The following is a 25,985-nucleotide window of genomic DNA, read 5'->3' on the forward strand; positions in this document are numbered from 1 at the left end:
ATGGATACTTTCGAATGGGACTCCATCAGACATCCTCTATTTCTCACACTTAAAGTAACATTTTTCTCCACATTCTTCGCCGCATTACTCGGAATATTTTTCGCGTATTGGATGTCCAAGCTCCGATTTTTCGGAAGAGCGTTTGCGGATGCAATTTTGACATTGCCGATGGTCCTTCCCCCCACAGTGCTCGGATATTATCTTTTGGTGGTATTCGGCAAAAAAGGAATACTGGGACATTTTCTTGCGGAACAATTCCAATATTCTATATTATTTAATTTGCATGGAGCAGTTTTAGCTTCCACAATTGTTTCCTTTCCCTTGGTTTATAGATCCGCAAAAGCAGCCTTCGAAGATCTGGATCCAGAATACGAAGAGATCGCTCTCACTTTGGGAAAATCCAAATGGGAAACTTTTTTTACAGTGATACTCCCGCTTTCCTGGAGAGGGATTTTAGCAGGATCTATGATGGCCTATGCAAGAGGAATGGGAGAATTCGGAGCCACATTAATGATCGCAGGGAACATTCCAGAAAAAACACAAACGATCGCTCTTGCAATTTATGATTCGGTCCAATCCGGCAAAGACGAGTTTTCTTTGGTCTTAGTATTCGTAGCATCCATTACTTGTGTATTGGTATTGACAGTTTCCGGGATCTTACTTAAAAAATCTCATTGGTAAGGAGTTGTTAAACGAATGACTAAAAGATTATATATTTTACTCCCTGTTTTACTTCTACTCATCCAATCCCCATCTTATACGCAAGAAAAGGAAAAAGAGATCACTGTCTCGGCAGCCTCTAGTTTAACAGATGTATTGAAAGAATTAGGGCCGGTATTCAAACAAAAAACGGGAACCAAAGCGGTTTTTAATTTCGGATCTTCCGGAAGTTTATACCAACAGATTGAAAAAGGCGCCCCGGTAGATGTTTTCATTTCTGCGGACCAGGACATAGTGGATAAAGGGATCAAAGCAGAAGTTTTAAGATCTTCTACAAAAACGATCTTATTAAAAAATACCTTAGTGCTTATCCAACCTAAGACAAGCGAACTTAAGATCAAAAAGTTAGAAGATCTACAATTACCAGAAATCAAAAAGATCGCGATCGGAAATCCAAGTTCCGTTCCTGCGGGAAAATATGCTGAGGAAGTCCTTACTAAGAATCATCTAAACATTTCCTTAAAAGAAAAGTTCATTCCTGCGGAAAATGTAAGACAGGTTTTGGATTACGTAGGAAGAGAAGAAGTAGAAGTCGGATTTGTATACGTTACCGATGCAGCAATCGCTGAATCTAAAGTGAAGGTCGCACTCATATTAAGCGGACACAAACCGATCTTATATCCGGGAATTTTAGTAACCGGGACCAAAAATTCAGAAGAAGCAAAATCCTTCCTGGAATTCTTAAAAAAATCTCCGGAAGCAAAAGAAACCTTTTTAAAATATAAGTTTATACTTCCTTAATGTCTTTAACCGTAGATATCCGAAAAACACTCTCAGATGGAAATCGAAAATTCGAACTGGACGTTCAGTTTGAATTTTCCGGGGAATTTCAGGTATTGTACGGACCTTCAGGTGCGGGAAAAAGTCTCACATTACGGGCATTGGCCGGTCTTTTAAGACCGGATTCGGGACGGATCTCTTTTGCAAATACGGTCTATTTTGATTCTTCTTCCAAAAAGTATATTCCGCCTCAAAAAAGAAATCTAGGTTATGTTCCTCAAAGTTACGGTTTATTTCCTCATCTAACCGTTAGAAAGAATATAGAATTCGGATTAAACAGATTCTTTCGTATCACAAGCCAAAAAGACAAAGAAACAGTTTCTTACCTAATGAATTTATTCGAGATAGAGGAGACTTCCGAAAGTTATCCTAAACATCTTTCAGGCGGGCAAAAACAAAGAGTGGCGATCGCAAGAGCGCTTGCTCGAGATCCTAAAATTTTACTTTTGGATGAACCGTTTGCTGCACTTCATACGGATCTGAGACAAAAGATGAGAGAAGAATTAAAAAGTTTAAGGAAGAAGATCAGGATGCCAATTCTCCTGATCTCACATGATCCTAAAGATCTGGAATATTTCGGGACTTCTGCTCTTTATATGGAAGAAGGAAAGATAATTAGCAATCGTTCTTAATAATCGAAAATCCCAAGATCCATTTTAGCTTCTTCAGAAGCCATAGCTCTTGGATCCCATTTAGGTGTCCAAACCACTTCTACGTCTACTGAGTTGATACCTTCCACCCTTAAAGCATTGTCTTCTATATCCTTTTTCATTTGAGGACCAGCGGGACAAGCCATAGAAGTATAAGTCATTTCGATCCTGGCCTTATCACCTTCTACCTGGATCTTATAGATCAGACCTAACTCTGCCACGGAGATCCCGATCTCAGGATCTTCTACCCTATGGATCTCAGCATAGACCCTTTTTTCGATCTCTTGAGTTGGTTGTTCTAATAATTGCATCTAACAATTAGTCTATCTGAACAGCGGCTCTGTGTAAAGAATTTTAAGACTTCTTTTATTTTCCATCAGAACGGTTTTAAGAATGGAGCACTTAAACCAATGATCAAGATCAACCAGTTCGGCACTTTTAGGAAAACCATCAAAAAGAATAATGAGCAAAATACGAATAGATCGTAAGCAGAATAAACGGAAGAAGTGAATACAGGAGTGCAGAATGCGGACAATAAAATTCCCAAAGCGGAAAACTGGATCGCATCTATCACGGTTCTCATCTTAGGATAATTTCGTATCTTCTCCCAAAGAGGAAAAAACCCGAACACCAAAAGAAAAGAAGGAAGGAATACGAAAGCAGTAGCAAAAATCGCTCCACTCAAACCTGAGATCATATAACCTAGATAAGAAGCGAATGTAAATAATGGACCTGGCATCGCTTGTGCGGCCCCATATCCCGCTAAAAATTCCTCTTTTCCGATCCAACCTTGTCTTACCACTTCGTTTTCTAATAAAGGAAGGACCACATGTCCTCCTCCGAATACCAAAGCACCGGATCTATAAAATGAATCTGAGATCGCAACGGGCAGAAACCCGGAGAATGATCTTAATAAAGGTAATAAAAAAAGAAGAAGGAAGAAAGACCCTAAAGACCAAAATGCGATCCGACTCGGGATCGCAAAAGAAACGGAAACATAAGGAAGATCGGCTTCTTCTTTAAATAGAAAATAGCCAATAGCCGCTCCGATCAAAATCACGATCAGTTGAGTAAACGCGCCTGAAAACGCTAAAGTAATAAGTGCAGATCCTATGATCATATAGATCTTATAAGGATGATTTTTGGAATTTTTCCACATGGTCAAAATTGCATGAGCCACAACTGCAGCAGCGACCAATTTCAAACCGTGAATCCATTTCAGATCCGGAACTATATTTGATTTTAATAATATTCCAAAACCGACCATCAATAGGATAGAAGGAAGTGTAAATCCAATCCAAGCGGCAAATCCAGATTTCCAACCGGAACGAAGATTACCAATGCAGATGCCTAATTGGCTGCTTGCAGGACCGGGAAGAAATTGGCAGACTGCCAATAATTCTTTATAAACTTCTTCGGAGATCCATTTCTTTCGAATTACGAATTCTTGATAGAAATAAGCTAAATGCGCAGTAGGCCCGCCGAAAGAGACCAGGCCTAATTTTAAAAAAGTGAAAAATACTTCTTTCATTCGAAATTGCAATTTAGGCCCTGCGTGCCGGCGTCGCAAGGCCTTTCAGAGAATTTAATCCTCTACCGGTATCCAAATTTCTAATCCTCCCATTCCAGTGACTGGGTTGAATTCTTTTCCATATCTTTCTAAGTTGGCGCCTTCAAAAGGTTTTACTCCTGAATCTGGAAACCATTTGCCTGCTGCAGCAAAAGTCGCTCTGATCCCGGCGATATGACCCTTATGAGTGAACACCGCATACTTTTGAGCAGGGATTTTAAGAACCTGAAATTCTTTTGGTAATCCTGAAGAATTGGAAACTTCTACTCCACACATATAATCGAAGTTACCTTCTGCATCGAAATTATAACAAACTCCGTAAGCAGCGTCTCCGACTTGAGAAAGAATGTTTCCTAGATAAGCTCCAAAACTCTGCCATTGGTTTGGAATTCCAGCAGGCATTTGACAATCATAATGTTGTACGGTACCTGCGAAAAGCCTGGGCGGAATCGTTTCGAATCTAGGTGGATCGATTTTAGGAATTGGTTCTGAGTTCAAGGTGATAGCCTCCACTAAGTTCACATTACCAAGATGACCTTGCGACTTCAGTTGTTCCGGAGTGATCGAAAACTGATCTCTGAAAGCTCTAGTAAATGCCTCGTGAGATCCGTAGCCGAAATCCAAAGCGAGATCTAAAATATTGGATCCTTTTTCCACCAATATCTTTGCAGCCTCGCTCAAACGTCGTCCTCTTAGATATCTCATCAAAGAGATCCCCATAGTCAAAGAGAAAGTCCGCGTAAGATAAAAGGGAGAAACCCCTGCATTCTTTGCCACATCTTCTAATGAAATATTTTCTTTAGAATGACCTTCTATAAACCAGAGAGCCTTTTGAACAAAATCCATTATAGTCCTTGGTACTGTTTCCAGTATCCTAAGCCTTATTTTTTACTCTTGCTTGATAGTTCTTGCGATCTGAAATTTTTTTTATTTTTTAGGATATAGCTTAAATCCTAATTTTTTAGCTACAGATCTGAATTTTTCGTCCATAGAACACAAGACTAGATCATCGGAGATGGACTTTCTGATATGTAAAGCCGTCGCTAAATGAGCGGCATCCAAAGATTTAAGTTCTAAAACTTCTTTGTTCTTTCGGATCTCCGTTCGAATATCATCGTCTAGATTTTTTAAATTGATTTGAGAAATAAATTCTCCCAGAAAACCTTCCGCGTCTTTAAACCAATTTTTAGGCAGATATTTGCCTTCTTTAGAATAGGTGAAATGTAAACTTCTGAAACTTTCTATCTCAAGCAGGATAGAGCCGAACTTGAGATCGGATCTGTTAAAATAATCCAAATGGTCTTCGTAACCCGCTTCTGCATAAAGAATATTTAATAGAAGACTAGTATCTATATATAAGACCATTTAATCCCTGTCCTCTTGGTAAGCCTCCTTCCAAGCTGCAGAGATTTTTGTTTTGGTTCCAGCATTTAATAATAAGGATTTTGGAATATTGATTCCTTTTGGATTTTTAGCAGGGGTGATAGAGTTAGAAGCCACTGCTTCTTCCAAATATTGTTTGGTGAGATCGGATTTTTGGTCGAACTTTTTGATCTCGGCAATAGGATGATTTCTATCCAAAATGAGGACAGTCTCCCCACCACGTACAAAATCTAGAAAACTACTTAGATTATTTTTAAGATCTTTAATCCCAACCACTCTCATACTCAAAATTGTAGCTACCGGAGCCACTTTGTCAACCCATTTCAGGCAAAATTCCTTACTTTCCGATAGCCTTTTCCAGAGTGTTCCAAGCGAGTGTTGCACATTTAATGCGAGCCGGAATCTTCTTTACCGCTTCCATAGATTCTAGGTCTTCATATTCTTCCGAAAAATTCGGGACCTTATCTTCTAAGAGCATTCCTTTAAATTCTTGTAAAAGTGATTTTGCTTCGGCGATTGTTTTGCCGTAAAGACAATCCGTTAACATAGAAGCGGAGGCTTGGGAAATAGAACAACCCTTCCCCACAAAACTGATCTCAGAGATAATATCTCCATTCAGTTTTAGAAATAATTCTACTTCGTCACCGCAGAGAGGATTGACTCCTTCTTGATGAAGATGGAAGTGTTCCATCTTTCCATGATGTCTTGGATTTTGGTAATGATCGAGTAGTACTTCTTGGTAAAGACTATCGCTTAAGGACACGGCCGAAAATCTCCTTTACTTTCTTTAGACCTACCAAAAGAGAATCTACGTCTTCTTTGGTATTATAAAGATAGAAAGAAGCGCGGCAGGTGCCTGCGATCCCTTTGAAGTCCATAAACGGTTGGGCGCAATGATGCCCCACTCGGATCGCGATTCCCTCTTCGTCCAGAATGGAACCTACGTCGTGAGGGTGAACTCCGGGGAAATTGAAGGAGATCACTCCTCCTCTTTTACTTAGATCGTTTGTTCCGTACAGTTCCAAACCGCCGAAATCTTCCAATCGATCCAAAGCATATTGTAGGAGTTCCAACTCATGGTTTCTGATCTCCTGCATTCCTACTGATTCCAGATATTCCAGAGCAGCTCCGAAGCCTATGACTCCGGAAATATTAGGAGTTCCGGCTTCTAATCTTGCGGGAAGATCTGCATAAGTGGATTTGTCTTTCCAAACCTTGGAGATCATATCCCCTCCTCCCATCCAAGGAGGCATTGTGTCTAAGATCTCTTCCTTAGCGTAAAGAATTCCCACACCGGTCGGTCCGAGCATCTTATGAGCGGAGAATGCGTAAAAATCAAAATCTTCTTTTTGAACGTTTGTAGGAAGATGGCAGATCCCTTGGGCCCCGTCTATCAAGACTTTTGCTCCGACTTCTCTGGCTCTACGAATGATCGCAGAAAGATCGTGGATGGTTCCGGTCACATTGGACATCTGAGCAAGAGCGACTAACTTTACTCTCTCGGTAATGATCTCATCCAGATTAGTTAAATCTAAAGTAGAGTCTTGGTTGAGAGGAATAAATTTTAAAACTGCTTGTTTTTCCTGGGCCAACATCTGCCAAGGAACCAAATTAGAATGATGTTCCAACTCTGTGAGTACGATCTCATCACCTTCGTGGATATTAGTGCGCCCCCAAGACTGGGCCACTAAGTTGATGGATTCGGTAGTATTACGAGTGAATATAACTACCTTAGCACAGGCAGCCCCGATAAAACGGGAAGTTTTGATACGAGTCATCTCGTATTTTTCGGTGGCCTTTTGAGAAAGATAATATACTCCACGGTGAATGTTCGCATTCTCCGCTTCATAATATTTACGAATGGTATCTATAACAGACTTAGGCTTTTGAGAACTGGCAGCACTGTCCAGAAACACCAAGGGCTTGCCGTTCATCTGTGTAGATAGGATCGGAAAATCTCCGCGTATCTTTTCGAGATCAAAACTCAAAGCTTCTGCTCTCCTCGGTTCCCCATGTCAATCCTCTAACTCCACTTCGACTTCGTCACCTACGATTCTAGTCTTATAGACTGGCAAATCTTCCACTGCAGGCATACAAAGTACCTTTCCGGTACGGATATTAAACTTTGCAGAATGTCTTGGACAAACGATTACGTCCCCTTCCAAATCTCCTGTCGAAATGTCCTCACCGTCATGGGTGCAAAGATCCGCAAATGCACAGACTTCGTCCCCAAGTCTAGTCAACCCTACCCTATGGTAACGGGTTTCCGCTACGAATATCTCCCCTTCTTTTAGATCGGAAAGTTTCGCTAGTTTCTGAAATTCACCCATTACTCGCCCAACATCCTAGATTCTATCATAGAGGATAATTCTTCGCGAACAGTTTCGGAAGGAAATTCCCGGACTACTTCGTTCAAAAATCCTTCTACGATCATTTTGCGGGCTTCTTCTTCCGAGATACCTCTGGAAGCTAAGTAGAATAATTGCTCTTCGTCTATTTCTCCGACTGTGGCGCCGTGTTCACATTTTACGCTGTCAGCGAATACTTCCAATTTAGGAATGGATTCGGCTCTTGCAGTTCTGTCTAGAAGAAGGTTATTATTGATCTGGATCGCACCCACATCTTTACAATGTGAAGGTATATGAAGGTTTCCTGTAAATACATGATGAGCCTTCTCTCTTACAACAGTGCGATATAAAATAGAACTTTGAGCATGACTTTCCGAGTGAAGAATACGGACTTCGGTGTCTTGGAATTCTCTGGCTTTTAAAGGAGAAAGACCCACATAACGTGTCCAACATCCCTTACCTGCAACATTCGTATCATAGAACGATTTGCCCTTATATCCACCCCAGGAAGCAAGACTCGCATGGAACTTGGAATCTTTTTCTTGGATCCCGTAAGTGGCCCTAAAATGAAAAGTAGAATCTCCCAAATTTTCCAAACTAGAATATTGAAAATCTCCGTTAGGAGGAGTAAGAAGAATCGTGACTCCACTCATTAGAACCAAATCTTTCTGAGATGGAGATTCCCATCTTTCTAGAAAATTGGATTTTGCTCCGGAGACCGCATCTACGATCAGAAGAGGAAGAATGATATTTCCATCCTTACATTCCATCTTGATCTCAGGAAAAGAAGAAGGATCAGGACCAAGCTGCACATAATACGCATGAGTGAATCTGGAAAATACAAATAGAGGAAACCATTCTTTAGAATAAAATGAAACTGCAGAACCTGCTTTTTTCAAAACCTCTGAAAGTTTTTCCGGAGGAAGATCCTGTAATTTAGTAACCTTAGCGTTCCCGGAAACGGTTACGGAAGAATCAGGGCAAACTTTAGTATATTCAGAAATTTTAAAATTAGAAAGGCTGATCTTTCTCCAAGATTCCAGCGAAGGATCAGGAAATGCAGCTGAGCCTATAAGTTTTTCGGCGTTTGTACGGAATTCTGTAAGAATGGATGGTTCCTTCTTCTCCTTGATATATTCCGCAATTGATTCCGCCAAAATCATTCCTTTAGTTCGCTCCGTTTAGGATCCAATCGTATCCTTTTTCTTCCAATTCAAGAGCGAGTTCTCTTCCGCCTGTTTTCAGGATCTTACCTTGTGCAAAAACGTGAACGAAATCCGGAGTCACATAATTCAACATTCTTTGGTAATGTGTGATCAGAAGAATGGATCTTTCTGCCGATTTGTTTTTAGTGATCCCTTCGCTGATAATTCTAAGTGCGTCTATATCCAAACCTGAATCAGTCTCATCTAGAACTGAAAGTTTAGGCTTGAGAAGAGTCATCTGAAGTATCTCATTCCTTTTTTTCTCTCCACCGGAAAATCCGTCGTTCACGTATCTTCCGATCCAAGTATCGGGAACTTCTAATAAAGCTGTGGCCTCTTTCAGTTCTTTACGGAATTCTTTTACAGGTAGGTCCTTGCCTCGGACTGATTTTAAAATGGTCCGTAAAAAATTTCCGATGGTTACACCGGGAATGCTGGTTGGGTATTGGAAACAAAGAAAGATGCCTGCTCTTGCTCTTTCGTCCGTCGGTTTTTCGAGAAGGGATTCTCCCCTGAAAAATATATCCCCGGAGATCACCTTGTATTTCGGGTGACCCATGATGACATTTGATAAGGTACTTTTTCCGGATCCATTAGGACCCATGATGGCATGGACTTCTCCCTCGCTTATAGTGAGGTCGACTCCCTTTAGGATTTCTTGAACTTCACCGGATTCGGTTTCCACTCCGGCGCGAAGATTTAGAATTTTGAGTAGTTCCGCCACGTATAGGACCCCTGCATAGGACTATGTTTTTATGCCTGAGGCGGAGATCAATAGGAAAGATGTTTGGAAGTCTGGACTTCAGTAGGATTCCCAGTCCAGGCGGAGAATGAGAACATGATCCTCGCCCAGATTCAGGGTGAATAAGACATATTGACGTTTAGTTTCTATATCATGGAAAGGTTCCGTAAACCCGGAAACTCTGCTGGAATGATAGGTTTCCGCCTTATGACGGATGAAGAACGGTTTCCAAGCATAGTTATTTCCTATCTCGGTCAGCAATCTTGTCCAAGGAAGATCGTATGCTTCTCTTTTAAAAGTAGGGGTCACCTGATAACCGTGCATATCGGTAACCAGAACGGAAGTGGTCTCCAAAGGAAGTTTATCCAGGATAGAATTCAATGCATCCGTCATCTTTTCTTCGGAAGAAGTTTCCAGATCTTTGAATAAATCCACGAACTGATCCAAGAAGGATTGTTCTTTTCTGAGATTTTCCAGGATTTCCAAGAACCTAAGCCCTGAGAATTTTTCTAGAGAAGTTTTTAGAGTTTTATTAAAACGTTTTTTATCCTGAAAGTCCAAAGCAGGACGAGAGAAATAAAAACCTTGTAGAAGATTAGCCCCCATGGATAGAGCGAGATATAATTCTTCTTCGTTTTCCACACCTTCGAATAGAAGTTGAGAACCGAGTCTTTGGGACATTTCGGAAATCGCGGAGAGAACGTTTTTGAAAGAGCGTCTATTCAAACTCTCTCTCATAATTTTTATGTCCACTTTCATGATATCAGGATGAATGTAACCGATCCTTTCCAAATTGGAAAAACCGACCCCAAGATCGTCCACTGCGATCTTGATCCCTCTTTCTCTGAAAAGGCTTACTATATATAAAAGTTTTTCAATATTCCCTTCGAACTTATCTTCTGTGATCTCTAAAACTATATCGTTCGGGTTAATATCATATTTGTCTATAAGATGAAGAATATGCAGACGTTTGATATCCAACACTTCTCCCGTGTAGACCATAGAGAGAAAATTGGGCATCATGTTCAGGAAAATTTTGGTCTTAAGACCTGTTTCCTTCACATGTTTGATCGCTTTTTCACGAATGATACGATCGATATGAACTAAACGGACGGTATCCGTATCAGGATTATGGAAATGATAACCTAAGGAATGGTACTCGTTAGATTCGGGAGAAAAAACTCTGCCCAAAACTTCGTAACCTATAATATTACGATTACCGACGTCTAAGATCGGCTGGTAATGAGGGGTATAATAACCTTCACTCAGAGATAGAATTTGTTGAGACTCGTATTCGGCGAGCATGCAGATTCCTTCACTACTAGAATCCGGTTGAAGTATACACACAAGCATATTTCCCTGAAACTGCGTTCGGAATGAAGACGAAAGCTTGGAAAATTCCCCTTTTTTTCTTATTCTTTTTCTACATTATGGCAAATTATTTGTTTTCTTTTGTTACAAAGCCCCGTCTTAAACGGGTTTTTATTCCGAAAAAAACGGCGACTAATCGTCATTAAATGAACAACCTATGAAAGAACATTTAGGCTCCATTCTCCATCCTTCTACACTAGAACCTTTGTTTGGAAAATATTTCGGTCCTGTGCAGATCGATAATTCCAAAGAATATAATGCAGGACTTTTTTCTAGATTCAGATCCGTTGATTCTGTTCTTGTAGATATACTGAGCGAAAAAATTTTTTTAGAGCTTAGGATCTACTCGGGCAAAATCAGTTCTGGAGCGAGTCTTTTACTCTGGGACCGAAAGACCGGAAACGTGCAAGAATTCGAAACCACGGAAAAAGGAACTTCTTCTTTTATTAAACAGGGAAGTTTTAAAGACGGATACTGGAGTTTTACAAGATCGGATAAAAGGTTCAATTTCAGATTGGATGATACCATTCGGCAGGGTTATACTCATTCCGCAGTCTGGGAAAAACATCTAAACTTTCAATTGGACGCCCTTACATATACGGGAGAAAAGAAGAAGGGTAACTGGTTTACTAAAATTTCCCCTTCCGGAAAAGATTGGATTTTCGAAAATCATTCTCCTCATCTAAGTTTAGAAGGGCAATTGTCCTGGAACGACCTTTCTGTATCTTTAGAGAACGGAATTCTTGCTTATACGGTAAGAAAAGGATATTCCTCCGAAGTCTTCTCCTTAGAGAATCGGATCTATTTGGAGATGGGACCTAAAAAGAAGATCCATATCTATAACGACGATGAGATCTATATATGGGGAGATGGAGAAGTTTCGAATCTGGGAAGCGCCGTATGGACTTCGGAAGGAAAAAGAAAGATCGTCCGGGACCAAAATTCGAAATTAGAATTGGTATTAGAACCGGAATTAGAAGCGAGCTTTTTTCGCCCTAACACCTTTAGAATGAAGAATTTTATAAAAACATTATATACGGTTTCAGGATGGATCAAGACCAAATCCAAAAAGGAGAAGGTCACCGATGGGATCGCGATTTTAGAGAAGGTCCAGAAAGTTTAAACCGGTCGCGTTAGGCGACATCAGATCTCCACTAAGTACATGCAGAGATCTGAATATGTTTGACTATGTTTCGTGTAAAACAGATGATTGGTTAAGAGGCGCGCAGAACATGTCCAGACAGACAGACAGACAGACAGACAGACAGACAGACAGACAGACAGACAGACAGACAGACCTATAGCATAAAAGACACATCACGTCAAGTAATAAAATCCCTAATTGAACGTTTCGACGAACAAAAAGAATTTTACAAACGACAAGACTATAACGAAACACAAACTCGCCGTGATTTCATTGACCCCTTTTGGGAAGCGCTTGGCTGGGATGTGGCAAACAAAAATGGCTATGCGGAAAGTTATCGTGAAGTCATTCATGAAGACCGCGTAAAAGTTGAAGGAGCAACAAAGGCACCTGACTATTCTTTCTGACTTGCTGGCGGTAAGCGGCTTTTCTTTTTAGAAGCAAAAAAGCCGAGCGTAATTATTAAAGAAGATGTTCTACCAGCTTACCAAGTAAGACGCTATGGCTGGAGCGCGAAACTTCCGATTTCAATCGTTACTGACTTTGAAGAATTTGCTATTTATGACTGTACCAATAAGCCCAAGCCAACAGACAAAGCAAGCAATGGACGGATAAAATATCTTACCTATTCAGATTACTTAAACGAATTCGATTTTATTTGGAATACCTTCAGCAAAGAACGTATATTAAAGGGCAGCTTTGATAAATTCATTCAAAGCGATACTAATAAAAAAGGCACTGCAACCGTTGATCATGAGTTTTTGGCATCTCTTGACAAGTGGCGTGTAGTCCTTGCTCAAAACATTGCGCTTCGTAACAAAAACCTTGAGGAAGACGAACTCAATTTTGTGGTTCAACACACTATTGATCGCATTATATTCCTTCGTATAGCGGAAGACAGAAGGGTCGAAGATTATGGAGAACTACAAAAATCAGTAACATCCGGTGATGAATATTATCAAAATTTGCTTCGTAACTTTTACATTGCAGATCGAAAATATAATTCCGGTTTATTTGATTTCGATAAAGATAAAATCAGCACTCATATCTCCATTGATAACAAAGTTATCAAAAGTATCATCGAAGAACTTTACTACCCCGTATGTCCTTATGAATTTGCCGTTTTACCTGTAGAGATTTTAGGAACGGCTTATGAGCAATTTCTTGGCAAAACGATAACGATAAATACAGCCCACCGTGCGAAGATCGAAGAGAAACCCGAAGTCCGAAAAGCAGGTGGGGTTTATTACACGCCTCAATATATAGTAGACTACATAGTAAAAAATACTATCGGTAAACTTGTCGAAGGGAAAACTCCAAAAGAAATTACAAAGCTAAAAATTGCTGATCCCGCCTGTGGCAGCGGAAGTTTTTTAATTGGCGCATACAATTACCTGCTTGAATGGCATTTGGACTTTTACACCAAAAAAGAAACACTTGCAAAAAAAGACAAAGCACTCACACCGACTGGTGCACTTTCTACCTCAATTAAAAAACAGATTTTGCTCAACAATATTTATGGGGTAGATATAGATGTTAACGCTGTAGAAGTAACAAAACTAAGTTTACTTTTGAAATGTATGGAGGGTGAAACCCAAGCCAGCGTTGAGATGCAAATGGAACTCTTCCACGACCGAGTTTTACCAACCCTCGATAACAACATAAAAAGCGGGAATAGTTTAGTAGATTTGGATTATTACGAAGATCAGTTTGATTTCAAAGATGAAAAGAAGATAAAGCCATTTAGCTGGCAAAAGGCATTCCCCGAAGTATTTAAACAAGGGGGCTTTAATTGCGTAATAGGAAATCCCCCTTACGCACAAGTAACGGACAAAAGCCTAGTCATTTACTTTAATGAGAAATACTTTCACCAGGATTATCAACAAGATTTGTATTTGTTGTTTTTAGAGAAATATAAGCATTTATTGCTTACTGGTGGAATGTTAGGAGTAATTATTCCGAATACCTGGCTGCAATCCATTAAATTTCGAAATATAAGAAAGTATTTAACTACCGAATTTAATTGGAAAAGGATATTACACATAAACGAACATATTTTCAAGGCCGTTGTAGATACGCATGTTTTATTATTTGAAATGAAAGGACAGGCGATAAACAATAAAGTTGTAATCGATATTTTTGAGAAAAATAGAATAAAAGAACATCAGACAATCCTACAAAATTCTTTCCCAAACAATGGAGATACAATTAATATTCTATCAAAAGAAAATGAAAAAAAACTGTTTGAGAAAATCAAAAATCTATCTAATTCAATCCGAGAAGTAAGTAATGTTTATAATGGCGTAAAGCCCTTTGAGAAGGGAAAAGGAAATCCGCCGCAAACTGAACAAACCATGAAAGAAAAACCTTTTGTGGTAGAGGACCAAGAGAAACCGAAGGGGAAAAACTGGCTGCCTCTTTTAAGGGGTAGTTTAATAAATCGATATGTTAATTTCTGGAACAACAATAGCTGGATACAATACGGCGAGTGGTTAGCTGCGCCACGCGACCCAAAGATCTTCGAAGCGAAAGAAAAGATTATCATAAGGCAAACGAGTGATAGTATCATTGCCACTTTGATCGAAGCAAATATCATTTGCAGAAATAATTTGCATATTCTCATTTCTACAAGTGATAACCACAAATTCTTATTGGGCATTCTCAATTCAAGACTTTCAGACTTTTACTACTTCCAAATAAATCCTGAAAGAGGAGAAGTTCTTGCCGAAGTAAAGAAGCAACACGTTGAGCAACTTCCTTTTCCCAAAAATGCATCTAAAAAACAGCAAGCTGAAATAGCGCAGCTCGTCGAGCAACTCCTACACCTTAATGCCGAAAAACAAAAAACCAAACTGACAAGTAAAATGCAACAGTTGCAAAATCATATAGACTATTGTGAAGATAAAATAAACAAAATCGTTTACGAGATCTACGGATTGGCAGAAGAGGAAATTGCAATCGTTGAGGCAAATTGAATGGAGCCTTTGCGATTAATGAAAAAGCATTACTTTACTATGCATCTCACAGGCATATGAATAACTATGCAATTATTCTAAATTACTTTTACTTGTTACGCAGCGGAGCTTTCCATACTTAAAGTGCATTCATGTGAAAAAACTTCCTTTAAATAGAATTAAGAAGCGATCAGAAGATCTAAAACGGTTTTACCGTCCATTTCTCCGGTGATCGGATTCATCGCTCTTTCAGGGTGGGGCATCATTCCCGCAACTTTGAAATCCGGAGAACAGATCCCGGCGATATCATCCAAACTTCCGTTCGGATTATCTCCCGCATAAAGGAATAGAATGCGGCCTTCGTCTTTCAATTGTTTGCGGATCTCCGCAGAAGCGAAATAACATCCGTCTCCATGAGCCACCGGAACTCTAAGGATCTTATCATCCGCTAAACTGCCGCTGATCTTATTTGAGTTGGATGCTTTTTTAAGACCGATGGTCCTGCAAACATACTTTAGATTTCTGTTACGTATTAATGCGCCGGGAAGATAACCTGCTTCCGCTAATATTTGGAATCCATTACATATTCCGAATAGTTTTCCGCCGCGATCGGTATGTTCTTTTACCGATTTCATTACTGGGGAAAAAGGAGCCATTGCTCCCGATCTAAGATAATCTCCGTAGGAAAATCCTCCCGGAAGAATTACCAGATCGTATTTTTCGGAGAATTGGTCTTTATGCCAGACCTTGTCTACTTTCGCAGAATAGAATTCTGAAAGAACTCTTACTATATCATTATCACAATTGGAACCTGGAAAAGTGACTACCGCTGCTTTCATTCCGTTACGATCTCCGAACGATACGTTTCAATCACATGATTTACTAAAAGTTTTTCGCAGAGATTTGCAACCGTCTTCTTTGCAGTTTCGAGATCCGGAGAATCCAATTTGACCTCGATATACTTTCCTACTCGAACATCTTGGACTGACTTTTCGCCCAGTTCTTGTAGAGTGGATTTTACAGTGTTCCCTTGAGGATCTAGAACTGATTCTTTTAGAGTTACGTTGATTCTTGCGATAAACATTTTAATAGTCGGTCCTGTATTTCCTTATATGCCGCTTGTAATTCCACAATCAGACTTTCCGGAAGATCCGGAGCTGGAGGAACCTTATTCCACCCGGATTTCTCCAGATAGTTCCTTAAGATCTGTTTGTCCATGCTGGGCGGAGTGGTCCCGATAACATAAGATTCCTGCGCCCAGTACCTGGAAGAATCCGGAGTCAAAATCTCGTCGATCAAGATGACCTTATCTTCCGAAATTCCGAATTCGAATTTGGTATCGCAGAGCAAAATCCCGGCCCCAGCTACCAGTTCAGCGGCCCTGGTATAGAGGGAAATCGATTTTTCCTTCAAAATAGAGAAGAGTTCGGATCCTATCTCGTTTTTCATTCTCTCTTCGGAGATATTCTCATCGTGACCTGTATCGTTTTTGATGGCAGGAGTAAAACTTGGTTCAGGCAGTTTTTGGGACTCTTTCAAACCAGGAGGAAGTTTTTTAAAAGCAAGAGTTCCGTCTTGTTTGTATTCTTTCCAGCCGGAACCGGAAAGATAACCTCGGACCACACATTCGAAGTCGATCCGTTTGCATTTTTTAACTAAGACGGAACGATCCTTTAAATCCGGATGATCTTTAAATGGAGAAGGGAATTTAGAAACATCAGTCTCTATGATATGATTCGGAATATCCTTAAAGTAGGAAAACCATTCTGCGGAGATCTTATTTAAAACTTTTCCTTTGCCTGGAACGATCTGACGGAAGACAACATCGAATGCGGAGACTCTATCCGTAGAAGATAATATCAGGGAATTCCCTAAATCGTATACGTCTCTGACTTTGCCGATATAAGAAGGTTTTGGGAGTTCACTCATCCTTGGATAACCATGAGAGCGATATCGTCGTCGTGGGTCATGTTCCCTGAATGAGCCAATATCCTTTCCAAAGAGAAATTCAGAATGTCTTCTTTGGATTCAACGGCTTCTTTCAGGATCTTCTTCAGACTTTCTTCGCCCAAAATATTATAGTTCTCATCCGTTATTTCAGTGGCCCCGTCCGTGTAAAGTAATAGAGAAGCGCCTTTTTCTAAGACTACGGATCTGAACTCGTCTTCCGTCCCAAGTTCTATAGGAATGATCAAAGGTCCCATGCCGGGCAATTCTTCGATATTACCTTTATTGTACAATAGCGGAGGTGGATGCCCTCCGTTCGCGTATTCGAAATTCCCTTTTTTATCCAGGATACCGTAAAAGAATGTAATAGAAAAATCTTCCGGCAGTATCTTTTCCAATTGTTGGCGGAGAGTTTTTACTTTTTCTACAAGAGTATTACTTCTTCCTAAATTGGAGACCTGCATCTTTACCATCGCGGAAAGAAGTGCTGCAGAAGGTCCGTGACCGGAACAATCCGCTATAAAGACGTGAAGTTTATCTTCTTCTATCCATGCGTCTATAAAATCCCCGCCGATCTGCATCAAAGGATGGAAGACTGAATTCACTCTGAAGCCGTTCCATTCCAATTGTTTTTCAGGCACAAGCTCTTGCTGCACCCTTCTTGCCATCACCAATTCTTTTTCGTACTTTTTCTTTTGGTGTAGAAGTTCGTCCTGAAGATTTTTGATACGGATAAATGCTCTGATCTTTGCAACCAGCTCTTTCGGCTGGAAAGGTTTATGAAGAAAGTCGTCTCCGCCGTTGCTGATCGCCTCGTCGAATCCCAACTCCCTATTATAAGCAGTGATGAATAAGATAGGAAGAAGGTTGAATCTATCTATCTCCCTAAGCTCCTTACAAAAAGAAAATCCATCCTGACCGGGCATACTCACATCTAAAAGAAGTACGTCTACTTGGTTGGTTGCGAGAAGTGTACGTGCCTCTTCCGTATTCATCGCAGTTAAAACCTGGAAGCCCAGAGGTTTTAAGGTATGAACTAAAAGTTTGAGATTGATATCCGAATCATCGACCGCAAGGATAGAATAGTCGGAATAATTCAACTGGCTCTCTTGCTTCTCTCTATCCACGATCCGTCCCTATCATTACAAAATTCGTATTTTATAAAATTGAGTGAATTTTTCAATCCAACAATTCTTCTCTTACCGCTTTGATCTTATCCAAACGATAGACTATTCTGTATAAGATCAAAAAAAGTACGTGATAGGCTAAAATCCCCAGCCAAAAAGAGATCCTCATATCCGGATCCATTCCCTTCTTTCCGAGCACGGAAGAAGGATGATTTCCGGGATTGTCCATCCAACGAATGGCTCCCCAGGTTAAGAGTGCATTCACACTGCAGAACAAACTTAAAAAAGCGGAGAAGATATACTTTTTAGTTTGGTCCAGAACTAAAAATCGAAGTAGAAAATACGCCACAAGACTGAGCACCAAAACGAAAAAAGAATTTAAACGAGCGTCAGTACTGTCCCAAGGAGTTCCCCAAGCCAAGTACGCCCAGATCGGCCCTGAAAATAAAACACCGATCGCAAACAAAAGAGAGATCTTATTCGCAGAAAGTGAAAGTGTATCCCAGGTCCTGTTCTTAGTCACCAGGTAAGCGACCGCACAAATGGAAGAAATCCCCGGACCATACAAAGCCACCCATGCGACTGGCACATGGAAATAAAAAATCCTATGGGAGATCCCCTGCTCTAAGATCACATTCGGGTAATATAAACTTAATAGCACAGCAAACGGAAAAATCGATAAAAACAAAAGAGAGAGTATCCAGTCCCAGGCGGGATGCAGGAGGCGAATATTCATACGCTTGGAAGTGTGCTGGTATCCGCAAATTGTATCAACAAGAATCCTATTCGTCGGAAGTCATTTCTACCAGAAGTGCACCCATGGAACCGTAAAAAAAAGCGAATGCCAAGATCAGACAAAAAGAACCCAGCAAGGCGGAAAAAGGTTGGGAGATAAATTTTCTCTCCGCTTCCATTCCGTATAAAAATACAGGAATAGAAAGAGGTACAAGCAGCAATGGAAGAAGTATCTCTTTCAGGCGGGAAGATAAACTGATATGGGAAAGACAAACTCCCAAAAAGGAAAGGCATAATAGACCGGGAAAGAAGAATACGATCTGTCTTCCGAATTCGTTTATGTCCGCGGGGAATGCGGAAAACATGAGAGCAAAAAGTCCCATCAAATAAATTGCGGCCGCAGACAATGCAATAAACACTAAAATCGATTTAGAAAAATATAAAACCCAAGGAGAAATGAATAGCCTGCTCGCAGTTCCTCCACCTGCTTCTCTTTCTTCCCAAGTGAACTGACCGACTAATACGAATGATGCCACGAATAGAATGGCCCATTTTAATCCGATAAGAGCGACCAGATCTATTTTGCCGTTCCTTTCCAAAGCATAATGGAATAAAAACACCATCGCAGAAACTAAAACTAACAATGATAAAATCCCGTTACTTGCTTTTCCTAAAAGCCGGAATTCTTTTCGGACCAGAGCTAAGATCGCTTTCATTTGGAATTTTCTCCCAATTCCAAATGCCTGGATTTTGCATTTAAACTAAAATTAGGATCGTGGGTCACCATGATAATAGAAGAAGTCTCCAGAACATTCTCCAGAACCGATCTTGCTTTGGATTCTCCCTCACTGTCTAATGCAGTCAATGGTTCGTCTAAAAGATAAAGATCCACGTTAGGCAAAAGAGCACGAACTAGTGCGGCCTTCTGTTTCATTCCGCGAGAAAAAGAGGAGACAGGGTCCTTTCTTCTTTGCCAAAGACGAAAATCTTTTAACCAAGAAATAATCTGATCTTCCGGGCGGCAATCTCCCGCGATCCCTCTAAAATATTCTAGATTTTCCTCTAAACTAAGAGTAGTATATAAACCCAGATCATGGCCTAGGTAAGAAAGTTTAGCGGATTTGGAAGAATGGAATTTGATCCGGTCCTTGAATTTATCGTGTTGCAGAATGGACTTGAGTAATGTAGTCTTTCCGGAGCCGTTCATTCCTCTCACAAATAAAACTTCGTTCGGAAAAACGGAGAAGGAAACGTTCTTTAAAACCGATTTTCGTCCGATACTGTACGATAGGTTAGAACATTCCAATACTGGGATCGATGTTTGTAATGGGACCAATGAGGACAATTTCCCTTTTAAAAGAGTATTTACAAGGCTTAAATTTTGCCAAGTCACTCTGCATATTCTTATTATTGATCTTTCCCAATATTGCTCATGCACAATTCAAAATTGGAGACTCTGAATACGCAGGTATACTCTGGGGAGAAAATGATTTTTTAGATCCTGAGTTTTACCAAGACGGAAGCCTGGCTCGCTCAGAGCAGGACTTTATAGTAGCGGCAGGCAGACATTGGAAAGGCGCCCCTCCACCCTCCAAAGCAAGTTTTGAATACGAAGGAAAACAGATCACAAACTGCGGGATCTTCAATAACGAAGCAGTAGGATTATTGCAGTCAGCAGATCCTAAAAAAAGAGAGAAGGCGATCTCCATGTTGGAAGCAGGAATGAGATTCGATCCTTCCTTCTTTGCTTTTAGATATAATTTAGGAAGAGCCTATCATATAGAAAAAAAATACCAGAAGGCTATCTTTCAATACGAGTATGCGATCGCAGAAGTCCCTAAATATTACAGAACTTATATGCACTTAGGAGTTCTTTATGAACTTCTAAACGAACAAATACAAGCAGTCATATATTACAAAAAAGCGGTCGAACTGAATCAGTTCCAGACAGAGGCGCTGGTACTTCTCGCAGAACATTATATCAGAACGGATCTCAAGAATAGAGCCCAGATTTATATTAAAAAAGCATTAACCATAGACCAGAATAGCCCGGATGCTAAACTCGGACTCGCACGTCTGGAGATCATGGGCGGCCGGGATTACTACGCCTATAAGATATTCCGAAATACGGATCTATACGACGACCAAGGGAAGAAGAGACCCTATAATAAAAAATTCCATTTCTATTTCGCGGAGACAGCGAGTAAGATCGGCGATTATGTCACGGCTGCAAAAGAATATGAGGAGTTGTTAAAATTCCCCAATGACCCTTTCTTTACTGAATTCTCACTTAAAATTATAGAAAGAAGAAGGGACCTGGCAAAAAGATTCGCGGAGATCAAGGCCGCGGACGAGGAAGCGGAGAAAGAGGGACAATAACCCAAACCCGAAAAAGACTTGGCAAATCGAAATAATCCGTCCAATCTTACGGACGGAGGATCCAATGAAAAACCAAACCAGGCTTTTCGCTTTGGCGACCCTCTTCTTCTTCGTTCCACTATTGGCCCAACAAAAACAAAAGGTCAACGAGGCGGACGTATTTCAGGACGAAACCAGCGAGTATACCAAGTCCCTTAAAAAAATCATCGTAGGTCTGGAAGCAACGATCAACGAAAGATTAAAAGACTTGGAGCGCAAACACGATATCCTCGTGGTCCTGATGCCGAAGTATGAGAAACGCCAAACCATTGTCACGGAAGACATTCCTTTCCAAGTTCAGGACGGTTACGAAAGCAATTTGCTTAAGTACATTACCTTCCAGTTCAATAGCGGAAAGGTATCCGATATCACTTTAGCATCCGAAAGTAAAAGGATCTATTACGAGGTGATGTTCGAGAATAAAAAAATCGTCTTCAAACCGACAGATTTAAAATCGAGCGAGGTTACTCACGAAGTTTTTGAAAAAACGGAAGTGACCAGACTCAACGAGATGTCTCTCGAAAACCAGATCAAAGCTCTCAGATTGTTAGAAGCAAGCCTTCGTTCTTCCATTTACAGGATAGACATTCTATTAGCTTTGTATAAGGACAAAAAAGACCGCAAAAACTTGTATCATATAGAGTTCTAAAAAAACTCTTTCGATCTAGTTTTGTTAAACCCCGGGGTATTTAGCCTTGGGGTTTTTTATTTGCAAAAGGTCCGTTCAAGCGGGTCATTTTGCTACGGCGTCGGAAGTTACATTCAACTCTTCCATCTCTACGATACGAGAGCAGAACTTATTTGCGGATTTAATATTATGAGTTACCCAAAGAATAGTAACTCCTTCTTTTTGATTCAGATCGGAAAGAGCCTGCAAAACCTGATGATTCAAGATAGGATCTAAAGCGGAAGTAGCCTCATCCAAACATAAAATTTTGGGACGGCAAAGAAGAGCACGAAGAAGAGAAAATCTTTGCAGTTCTCCTCCGGAAAAAAAAGAAGGAAGACGATCTCTATCCTTACCTTCCAATCCCAAGATAGGGATCCATTTTTCTAATAAAGACTCATATAAATTTTCTTCTTTAAATAATCGTAAAGGTTCTCTTAAACTTTTTTCCAAAGTCCAAATCGGATTAAAACCCAAAACAGGATCTTGGAAAACCGGTTGGATCCATCTGGCTGGGATTTCTTTTTTGGATTTTCCAAAAATCCGAATACTTCCTGTTTTTTTCCAAGAGGAAGGGATCGGAAGGTCTAATAATAGTCGCAAGAGTGTGGACTTTCCAGAACCGGAACGGCCCAAAATTCCGAGAAATTCTCCTGCTTCTACTTGTAGGTTCACCCCGGACAAGTAAGTCCTTTCGGAAGAAGATAGGGAAATATCTTCCATAACGATAATAGTTTCTTTTTTCTCGGACACGGATACCGGTTTAGTGCTTGCTTAGAATTCTGACAACCAATCCCTTAATGACATGAGTTTGAAAATTACGGAAGTAGGACCAAGAGATGGACTCCAAAATGAAAAGTCGGAGGTCCCCACACAGGATAAATTAGTTTATATCCGGAAGTTGGTCGCGGCAGGCCTAAAACATATAGAAGCAACTTCTTTCGTAAGAAAAGAAAATATTCCTCAGCTTGGAGATGCAAAAGAACTTTCTGCCTCCTTAAACTTAAATGGGGATGTACATTTTAGCGCACTCACCCCCAACTTAAAAGGATACCAAGCTGCAATCTCCTCCGGATTTAAAGAAGTAGCAGTGTTCACAGCGGCCTCCGAATCATTCACCAAAAAGAATATCAATCGGACCATCCAAGAATCCATAGACGGATTTAAAGAAATTTTTGCAGAAGCAAAGAAAGATGGAGTTCTGGTCAGAGGTTATGTTTCTACCGTAATCGATTGCCCTTACGAGGGAAAAATTGATCCGAAAAAGGTTTTAGAAGTTTCTAAAATACTTTTGGATCAAGGAGCTTACGAGATCTCCCTGGGAGAAACCATCGGCACTGCGGTTCCTGCAGAAGTTGACAAATTACTCAATACTCTTCTGAAAGAAATTCCTGCGGATAAGCTAGCAGGACATTTTCATGATACATACGGAATGGCGATCTCCAATGTACAAAAATCCTATGAATTAGGAATTCGATCTTTTGATTCTTCTTCGGGTGGATTGGGAGGTTGTCCTTATGCAAAAGGAGCCTCCGGGAACTTGGCAACAGAGGACTTGGTGTATTTCTTCCATAAGTCCGGGATCCAAACAGGGATAGATCTTTCTAAATTATTGGAAGCTTCCGCATTTATGGAAGGGATCTTACAAAGAAAATTAGCTTCTCGTTCCTATATTGCATTAAAAGCGAAAGCGGCTTCTTAAGAAGAAGTCCCTAAGAGCGGAATATGCCCTCTTCTACCCTTCCCAAAGAGAAAAACCTGAAAAAAAGTTTCGATCTTTTATATAAGAATTATACGAAACCTGAATTTTTAGATTCAGATCCATTATTTTTATGTTATCTATATGATTCTCCGGAAGACAGGGAATTTGTGGGGCTTCTATCCGCGTTATTCGCCTATGGAAATGTAACCGCGATCCGAGGTTTTCTCTCAAGGCTTTTGGAACCGATGGGTAAAAACCCGAAACAGTATTTACTCAATCATGGAACAAAGATCTGGAAAAACAAATTAGGACCTTATCGTTTCCAAAAAGAAAAAGACATTCTATTATTCTTGCAAGCAATCCGATTGGCTTATCTGGAAATTGAAAAATCAGGAGAGAAGTTTTTAGAATCTTGGTTTAGTCCGATCCATCCTAAAGATCCAGGTTTAGAAAAAAGGATCTCAGGTTTTCAATCCAGGATTTCTGAAATTTTAAACGATTTGGACCCGGGTTGGAAATCCTACGGACTTGGCTTTTTGATCGGACTTGGAAATCCTAAATCCGCGCATAAACGTTATTGTATGTTCTTAAGATGGATGGTCCGGAAAGAAGGACCGGATCTTGGACTATACAAACAAATCCAAACCTCTGAGTTATTATTTCCTTTAGATACTCATATCAATCGCCTTTCTAATATTCTGGGAATTACGGAAAGAAGGACTTCCGATCTCAAAAAATCCAGAGAGATCACCGACTATTTCCAAAAGTTTTATCCGGAAGATCCATTGAGAATGGACTTTGCTCTTTGCAGGCTTGGGATCTTGCGTAAATGTAAAACTGCCTACGTAGCCGAGCTATGTGAATCTTGCGATCTGAAAGAGGTTTGTAAGATTTATGGGAAGAAAAAGAAGAAGGTTGGTACCGCCACGGAGAATTGAACTCCGGTTACCAGGATGAAAACCTGGTGTCCTAACCACTAGACGATGGCGGCGTTTTAATTAGTTCAGCTTGAGTCGTTTGGGATTCGAACCCAAGACCCTCTCATTAAAAGTGAGATGCTCTACCAGCTGAGCTAACGACTCGAACGTAAGAACACGATATTTTTCGGCCCTCTCTGGTCAAACGAATTTCATATAGTTTTTTGCTAGTTTAGAGAAGTTTCCAAACGCAAAAAAATAGTCTCTTCTCTCCTGAAATCCGCAGGCAGCATAAGAAAAACTTTCGCCTGAGTTAGAATCCCGAAGCGATCGTGTCCTTTCTGTCCGGTCCTGTAGAGATCAAATCGATACGAACACCTATGAGTTTTTCCAAAGCACGGATATAATCCTTACAAGCGGCAGGAAGTTTGTCGAATTCTCCGATGCCGGTGATGTCTGTCTTCCAACCGGGAAATTCTTCGTAGATCACTTTTACTTGGTCCAGCCCTTGAGAAGGGAAACAATCCAGTTTTTTGCCGTTCCTTTCGTAAGCTACTGCAACAGGAATTTTATCATAAGCGGAAAGAACATCTATCTTAGTAAGTGCAATGGATGTAAGTCCGTTGATACGAACTGCATGTCTTAGAACTTCCGTATCGAACCAACCGCAGCGTCTTGGTCTTCCTGTGGTTGCGCCGTATTCTGCGCCCAGGGTTCTGAGTCTTTCTCCTTCTTCCCCGTGAAGTTCCGTAGGAAAAGGACCTTCTCCCACTCTTGTGGTATATGCCTTTGTGATCCCGATCACACTTTTTAAATGATGGAATGCAATTCCGGATCCAATGAATGCTCCACCTGTAGTAGGATTAGAGCTAGTTACATAAGGATAAGTACCAAAATCGACATCCAGCCCTGTTCCTTGCGCACCTTCTAACAGTATTTTTTTGCCTGCTTTTAACTGGGATTCCAAGTAATAAGGAGTATTGATGATATTCTTTTGGATCTTAGAATAGAATCTTTTTACATTCTCTAAAATATCTTTGGCGGAGAGTTCCTCTCCATCATAAAGTTTTACGAGTTCTCTATTCTTTTCATCTACCAGATGTTGTAGTCTGGTTTCGAAATCGTTTTCTAAAAGATCTCCTACTCTAAGGCCGATCCTCATCATCTTGTCTGCGTAACAGATACCGATCCCTTTTTTTGTGGTTCCTATCTTACGATCAGGAGCGCAGGAACTTTCTCTTGCAGAATCGATCAATCCATGGAATGGGAAAAGAAGATGACATGCATCGCTGATCAGAAGTTTTTCATACACCGGAAATCCTTCTGCCTGTAGTTTATCACATTCTTCGATAAAGAATGTCGGATCTAAAACAACTCCGTTACCGATCACACAAACTGTTTGGTCGTAGATGATCCCGGATGGCACCAAATGAAAAACGTATTTTTTGCCATGAACCACCACCGTATGTCCAGCGTTGGCTCCGCCCTGGTAACGTACTATGATATCCGTATCTTTGGAAAGGTAATCGATTACTTTTGCTTTCCCTTCGTCACCCCATTGGGTTCCGACCACTAATGTTGCGGGCATGGATTATTCCTTAATTC

The 25,985-nt window shown here is 40.5% G+C and carries 29 protein-coding genes and 2 tRNA genes; 9 read left to right on the forward strand and 22 right to left on the reverse strand.

Annotation, left to right across the window (positions count from 1 at the left end; translation table 11 throughout):
* From modB to EHR06_RS10080, 3 genes are read left to right on the forward strand one after another with little or no spacing between them, the layout of a single operon-like run.
* Window positions 1–681 carry a molybdate ABC transporter permease subunit gene (gene modB, locus EHR06_RS10070; protein WP_135756879.1) on the forward strand — a complete coding sequence of 227 codons (681 nt, stop codon included), beginning with the start codon at window positions 1–3 and terminating at the stop codon, window positions 679–681.
* A 15-nt stretch (window positions 682–696) separates the two neighbouring features.
* Window positions 697–1,461 carry a molybdate ABC transporter substrate-binding protein gene (gene modA / locus EHR06_RS10075; RefSeq protein ID WP_135756880.1) on the forward strand — a complete coding sequence of 255 codons (765 nt, stop codon included), beginning with the start codon at window positions 697–699 and terminating at the stop codon, window positions 1,459–1,461.
* Window positions 1,461–2,132 (forward strand): ATP-binding cassette domain-containing protein, encoded by a 672-nt coding sequence (locus EHR06_RS10080; RefSeq protein ID WP_135756881.1) that lies wholly within the window; start codon window positions 1,461–1,463, stop codon window positions 2,130–2,132. The genes modA and EHR06_RS10080 overlap by 1 nt, the downstream gene beginning before the upstream one ends.
* Here the strand turns inward: EHR06_RS10080 and EHR06_RS10085 are convergent.
* The 11 genes from EHR06_RS10085 to EHR06_RS10135 all read right to left on the reverse strand — a co-directional run bounded on the left by EHR06_RS10085 (window position 2,129) and on the right by EHR06_RS10135 (window position 10,703).
* Window positions 2,129–2,461 carry a metal-sulfur cluster assembly factor gene (locus EHR06_RS10085; RefSeq protein WP_100724813.1) on the reverse strand — a complete coding sequence of 111 codons (333 nt, stop codon included), beginning with the start codon at window positions 2,459–2,461 and terminating at the stop codon, window positions 2,129–2,131. The genes EHR06_RS10080 and EHR06_RS10085 overlap by 4 nt on opposite strands.
* A gap of 65 nt (window positions 2,462–2,526) precedes the next feature.
* Window positions 2,527–3,681, reverse strand: a complete 1,155-nt coding sequence (gene chrA / locus EHR06_RS10090) for a chromate efflux transporter (RefSeq protein ID WP_135756882.1) — start codon at window positions 3,679–3,681, stop codon at window positions 2,527–2,529.
* A 54-nt stretch (window positions 3,682–3,735) separates the two neighbouring features.
* Window positions 3,736–4,566: an AraC family transcriptional regulator gene (locus EHR06_RS10095; RefSeq protein WP_135756883.1), complete on the reverse strand. Its 831-nt coding sequence runs from the start codon at window positions 4,564–4,566 to the stop codon at window positions 3,736–3,738.
* A gap of 81 nt (window positions 4,567–4,647) precedes the next feature.
* Window positions 4,648–5,085, reverse strand: coding sequence for a PIN domain-containing protein (locus EHR06_RS10100; protein ID WP_135756884.1), 438 nt, complete (start codon window positions 5,083–5,085; stop codon window positions 4,648–4,650).
* Window positions 5,086–5,385: a type II toxin-antitoxin system Phd/YefM family antitoxin gene (locus EHR06_RS10105; RefSeq protein WP_135757029.1), complete on the reverse strand. Its 300-nt coding sequence runs from the start codon at window positions 5,383–5,385 to the stop codon at window positions 5,086–5,088.
* A gap of 55 nt (window positions 5,386–5,440) precedes the next feature.
* Window positions 5,441–5,866: a Fe-S cluster assembly sulfur transfer protein SufU gene (gene sufU, locus EHR06_RS10110; protein WP_135756885.1), complete on the reverse strand. Its 426-nt coding sequence runs from the start codon at window positions 5,864–5,866 to the stop codon at window positions 5,441–5,443.
* Window positions 5,850–7,091: a cysteine desulfurase gene (locus EHR06_RS10115; RefSeq protein WP_135756886.1), complete on the reverse strand. Its 1,242-nt coding sequence runs from the start codon at window positions 7,089–7,091 to the stop codon at window positions 5,850–5,852. The genes sufU and EHR06_RS10115 overlap by 17 nt, the downstream gene beginning before the upstream one ends.
* A 27-nt stretch (window positions 7,092–7,118) precedes the next feature.
* Window positions 7,119–7,433, reverse strand: a complete 315-nt coding sequence (locus EHR06_RS10120) for a non-heme iron oxygenase ferredoxin subunit (protein ID WP_100724808.1) — start codon at window positions 7,431–7,433, stop codon at window positions 7,119–7,121.
* Entirely contained in the window at window positions 7,433–8,614 is a 1,182-nt protein-coding gene (locus EHR06_RS10125; RefSeq protein ID WP_135756887.1) for a SufB/SufD family protein, read from the reverse strand. The genes EHR06_RS10120 and EHR06_RS10125 overlap by 1 nt, the downstream gene beginning before the upstream one ends.
* 4 nt (window positions 8,615–8,618) lie before the next feature.
* The gene (gene sufC, locus EHR06_RS10130) at window positions 8,619–9,380 is read right to left on the reverse strand and encodes a Fe-S cluster assembly ATPase SufC (protein WP_135756888.1); all 762 of its coding nucleotides are present in this window, start codon (window positions 9,378–9,380) and stop codon (window positions 8,619–8,621) included.
* 78 nt (window positions 9,381–9,458) lie between these two features.
* On the reverse strand, window positions 9,459–10,703 hold the full coding sequence (locus EHR06_RS10135) for an EAL domain-containing protein (RefSeq protein WP_135756889.1): 1,245 nt from the start codon (window positions 10,701–10,703) through the stop codon (window positions 9,459–9,461).
* Window positions 10,704–10,926: 223 nt separating this feature from the next.
* On the opposite strand from EHR06_RS10135, the gene EHR06_RS10140 reads away from it, so the two are divergent.
* Both EHR06_RS10140 and EHR06_RS10145 read left to right on the forward strand, forming a co-directional pair.
* On the forward strand, window positions 10,927–11,892 hold the full coding sequence (locus tag EHR06_RS10140; RefSeq protein WP_135756890.1) for a DUF2804 domain-containing protein: 966 nt from the start codon (window positions 10,927–10,929) through the stop codon (window positions 11,890–11,892).
* A gap of 782 nt (window positions 11,893–12,674) precedes the next feature.
* Window positions 12,675–14,888 (forward strand): Eco57I restriction-modification methylase domain-containing protein, encoded by a 2,214-nt coding sequence (locus EHR06_RS10145; protein ID WP_135756891.1) that lies wholly within the window; start codon window positions 12,675–12,677, stop codon window positions 14,886–14,888.
* A gap of 158 nt (window positions 14,889–15,046) precedes the next feature.
* Here the strand turns inward: EHR06_RS10145 and purQ are convergent, their stop codons facing one another.
* The 7 genes from purQ to EHR06_RS10180 are packed head-to-tail and all read right to left on the reverse strand — an operon-like array spanning window position 15,047 to window position 20,012.
* Window positions 15,047–15,706: a phosphoribosylformylglycinamidine synthase subunit PurQ gene (gene purQ / locus EHR06_RS10150; RefSeq protein WP_086447054.1), complete on the reverse strand. Its 660-nt coding sequence runs from the start codon at window positions 15,704–15,706 to the stop codon at window positions 15,047–15,049.
* Window positions 15,703–15,951, reverse strand: coding sequence for a phosphoribosylformylglycinamidine synthase subunit PurS (purS, locus tag EHR06_RS10155; RefSeq protein ID WP_008593368.1), 249 nt, complete (start codon window positions 15,949–15,951; stop codon window positions 15,703–15,705). The genes purQ and purS overlap by 4 nt, the downstream gene beginning before the upstream one ends.
* Complete coding sequence (locus EHR06_RS10160) at window positions 15,927–16,796, reverse strand: phosphoribosylaminoimidazolesuccinocarboxamide synthase (RefSeq protein ID WP_135756892.1); 870 nt, start codon at window positions 16,794–16,796, stop codon at window positions 15,927–15,929. The genes purS and EHR06_RS10160 overlap by 25 nt, the downstream gene beginning before the upstream one ends.
* Window positions 16,793–17,941: a PP2C family protein-serine/threonine phosphatase gene (locus tag EHR06_RS10165; protein ID WP_135756893.1), complete on the reverse strand. Its 1,149-nt coding sequence runs from the start codon at window positions 17,939–17,941 to the stop codon at window positions 16,793–16,795. Before EHR06_RS10165 ends, EHR06_RS10160 begins: the two co-directional genes overlap by 4 nt.
* Before the next feature lie 52 nt (window positions 17,942–17,993).
* Window positions 17,994–18,677 (reverse strand): cytochrome c biogenesis protein CcsA, encoded by a 684-nt coding sequence (ccsA, locus tag EHR06_RS10170; RefSeq protein WP_135756894.1) that lies wholly within the window; start codon window positions 18,675–18,677, stop codon window positions 17,994–17,996.
* Between the two features lie 46 nt (window positions 18,678–18,723).
* A complete protein-coding gene (locus EHR06_RS10175; protein ID WP_135756895.1) occupies window positions 18,724–19,392 on the reverse strand; it encodes a heme exporter protein CcmB in 669 nt (222 codons plus the stop codon).
* Window positions 19,389–20,012: an ABC transporter ATP-binding protein gene (locus tag EHR06_RS10180; protein ID WP_135757030.1), complete on the reverse strand. Its 624-nt coding sequence runs from the start codon at window positions 20,010–20,012 to the stop codon at window positions 19,389–19,391. The genes EHR06_RS10175 and EHR06_RS10180 overlap by 4 nt, the downstream gene beginning before the upstream one ends.
* Between EHR06_RS10180 and EHR06_RS10185 the strand changes: the two genes are divergently transcribed.
* Entirely contained in the window at window positions 20,012–21,055 is a 1,044-nt protein-coding gene (locus EHR06_RS10185; protein WP_135756896.1) for a tetratricopeptide repeat protein, read from the forward strand. The genes EHR06_RS10180 and EHR06_RS10185 overlap by 1 nt on opposite strands.
* A 64-nt stretch (window positions 21,056–21,119) precedes the next feature.
* Window positions 21,120–21,743 carry a hypothetical protein gene (locus EHR06_RS10190; RefSeq protein ID WP_135756897.1) on the forward strand — a complete coding sequence of 208 codons (624 nt, stop codon included), beginning with the start codon at window positions 21,120–21,122 and terminating at the stop codon, window positions 21,741–21,743.
* Window positions 21,744–21,827: 84 nt separating this feature from the next.
* Here the strand turns inward: EHR06_RS10190 and EHR06_RS10195 are convergent, their stop codons facing one another.
* Window positions 21,828–22,484 carry an ATP-binding cassette domain-containing protein gene (locus EHR06_RS10195; RefSeq protein ID WP_244288567.1) on the reverse strand — a complete coding sequence of 219 codons (657 nt, stop codon included), beginning with the start codon at window positions 22,482–22,484 and terminating at the stop codon, window positions 21,828–21,830.
* A gap of 82 nt (window positions 22,485–22,566) precedes the next feature.
* Between EHR06_RS10195 and EHR06_RS10200 the strand changes: the two genes are divergently transcribed.
* The gene (locus tag EHR06_RS10200; RefSeq protein ID WP_167492287.1) at window positions 22,567–23,463 is read left to right on the forward strand and encodes a hydroxymethylglutaryl-CoA lyase; all 897 of its coding nucleotides are present in this window, start codon (window positions 22,567–22,569) and stop codon (window positions 23,461–23,463) included.
* Between the two features lie 23 nt (window positions 23,464–23,486).
* A complete protein-coding gene (locus tag EHR06_RS10205) occupies window positions 23,487–24,401 on the forward strand; it encodes a TIGR02757 family protein (protein WP_135756900.1) in 915 nt (304 codons plus the stop codon).
* Here the strand turns inward: EHR06_RS10205 and EHR06_RS10210 are convergent.
* The 3 genes from EHR06_RS10210 to EHR06_RS10220 form a co-directional block, all read right to left on the reverse strand.
* Window positions 24,380–24,454: transfer RNA gene (locus tag EHR06_RS10210), tRNA-Glu, on the reverse strand. The two genes, EHR06_RS10205 and EHR06_RS10210, sit on opposite strands and share 22 nt — an antisense overlap.
* 18 nt (window positions 24,455–24,472) lie before the next feature.
* A tRNA-Lys gene (locus EHR06_RS10215) sits at window positions 24,473–24,545 on the reverse strand.
* A 148-nt stretch (window positions 24,546–24,693) separates the two neighbouring features.
* Window positions 24,694–25,968, reverse strand: coding sequence for an adenylosuccinate synthase (locus EHR06_RS10220; protein ID WP_135756901.1), 1,275 nt, complete (start codon window positions 25,966–25,968; stop codon window positions 24,694–24,696).
* Between the last annotated feature and the right edge of the window lie 17 nt (window positions 25,969–25,985).

Source organism: Leptospira dzoumogneensis (genome assembly GCF_004770895.1).
GTDB classification, from domain to species: Bacteria; Spirochaetota; Leptospiria; order Leptospirales; family Leptospiraceae; genus Leptospira_B; species Leptospira_B dzoumogneensis.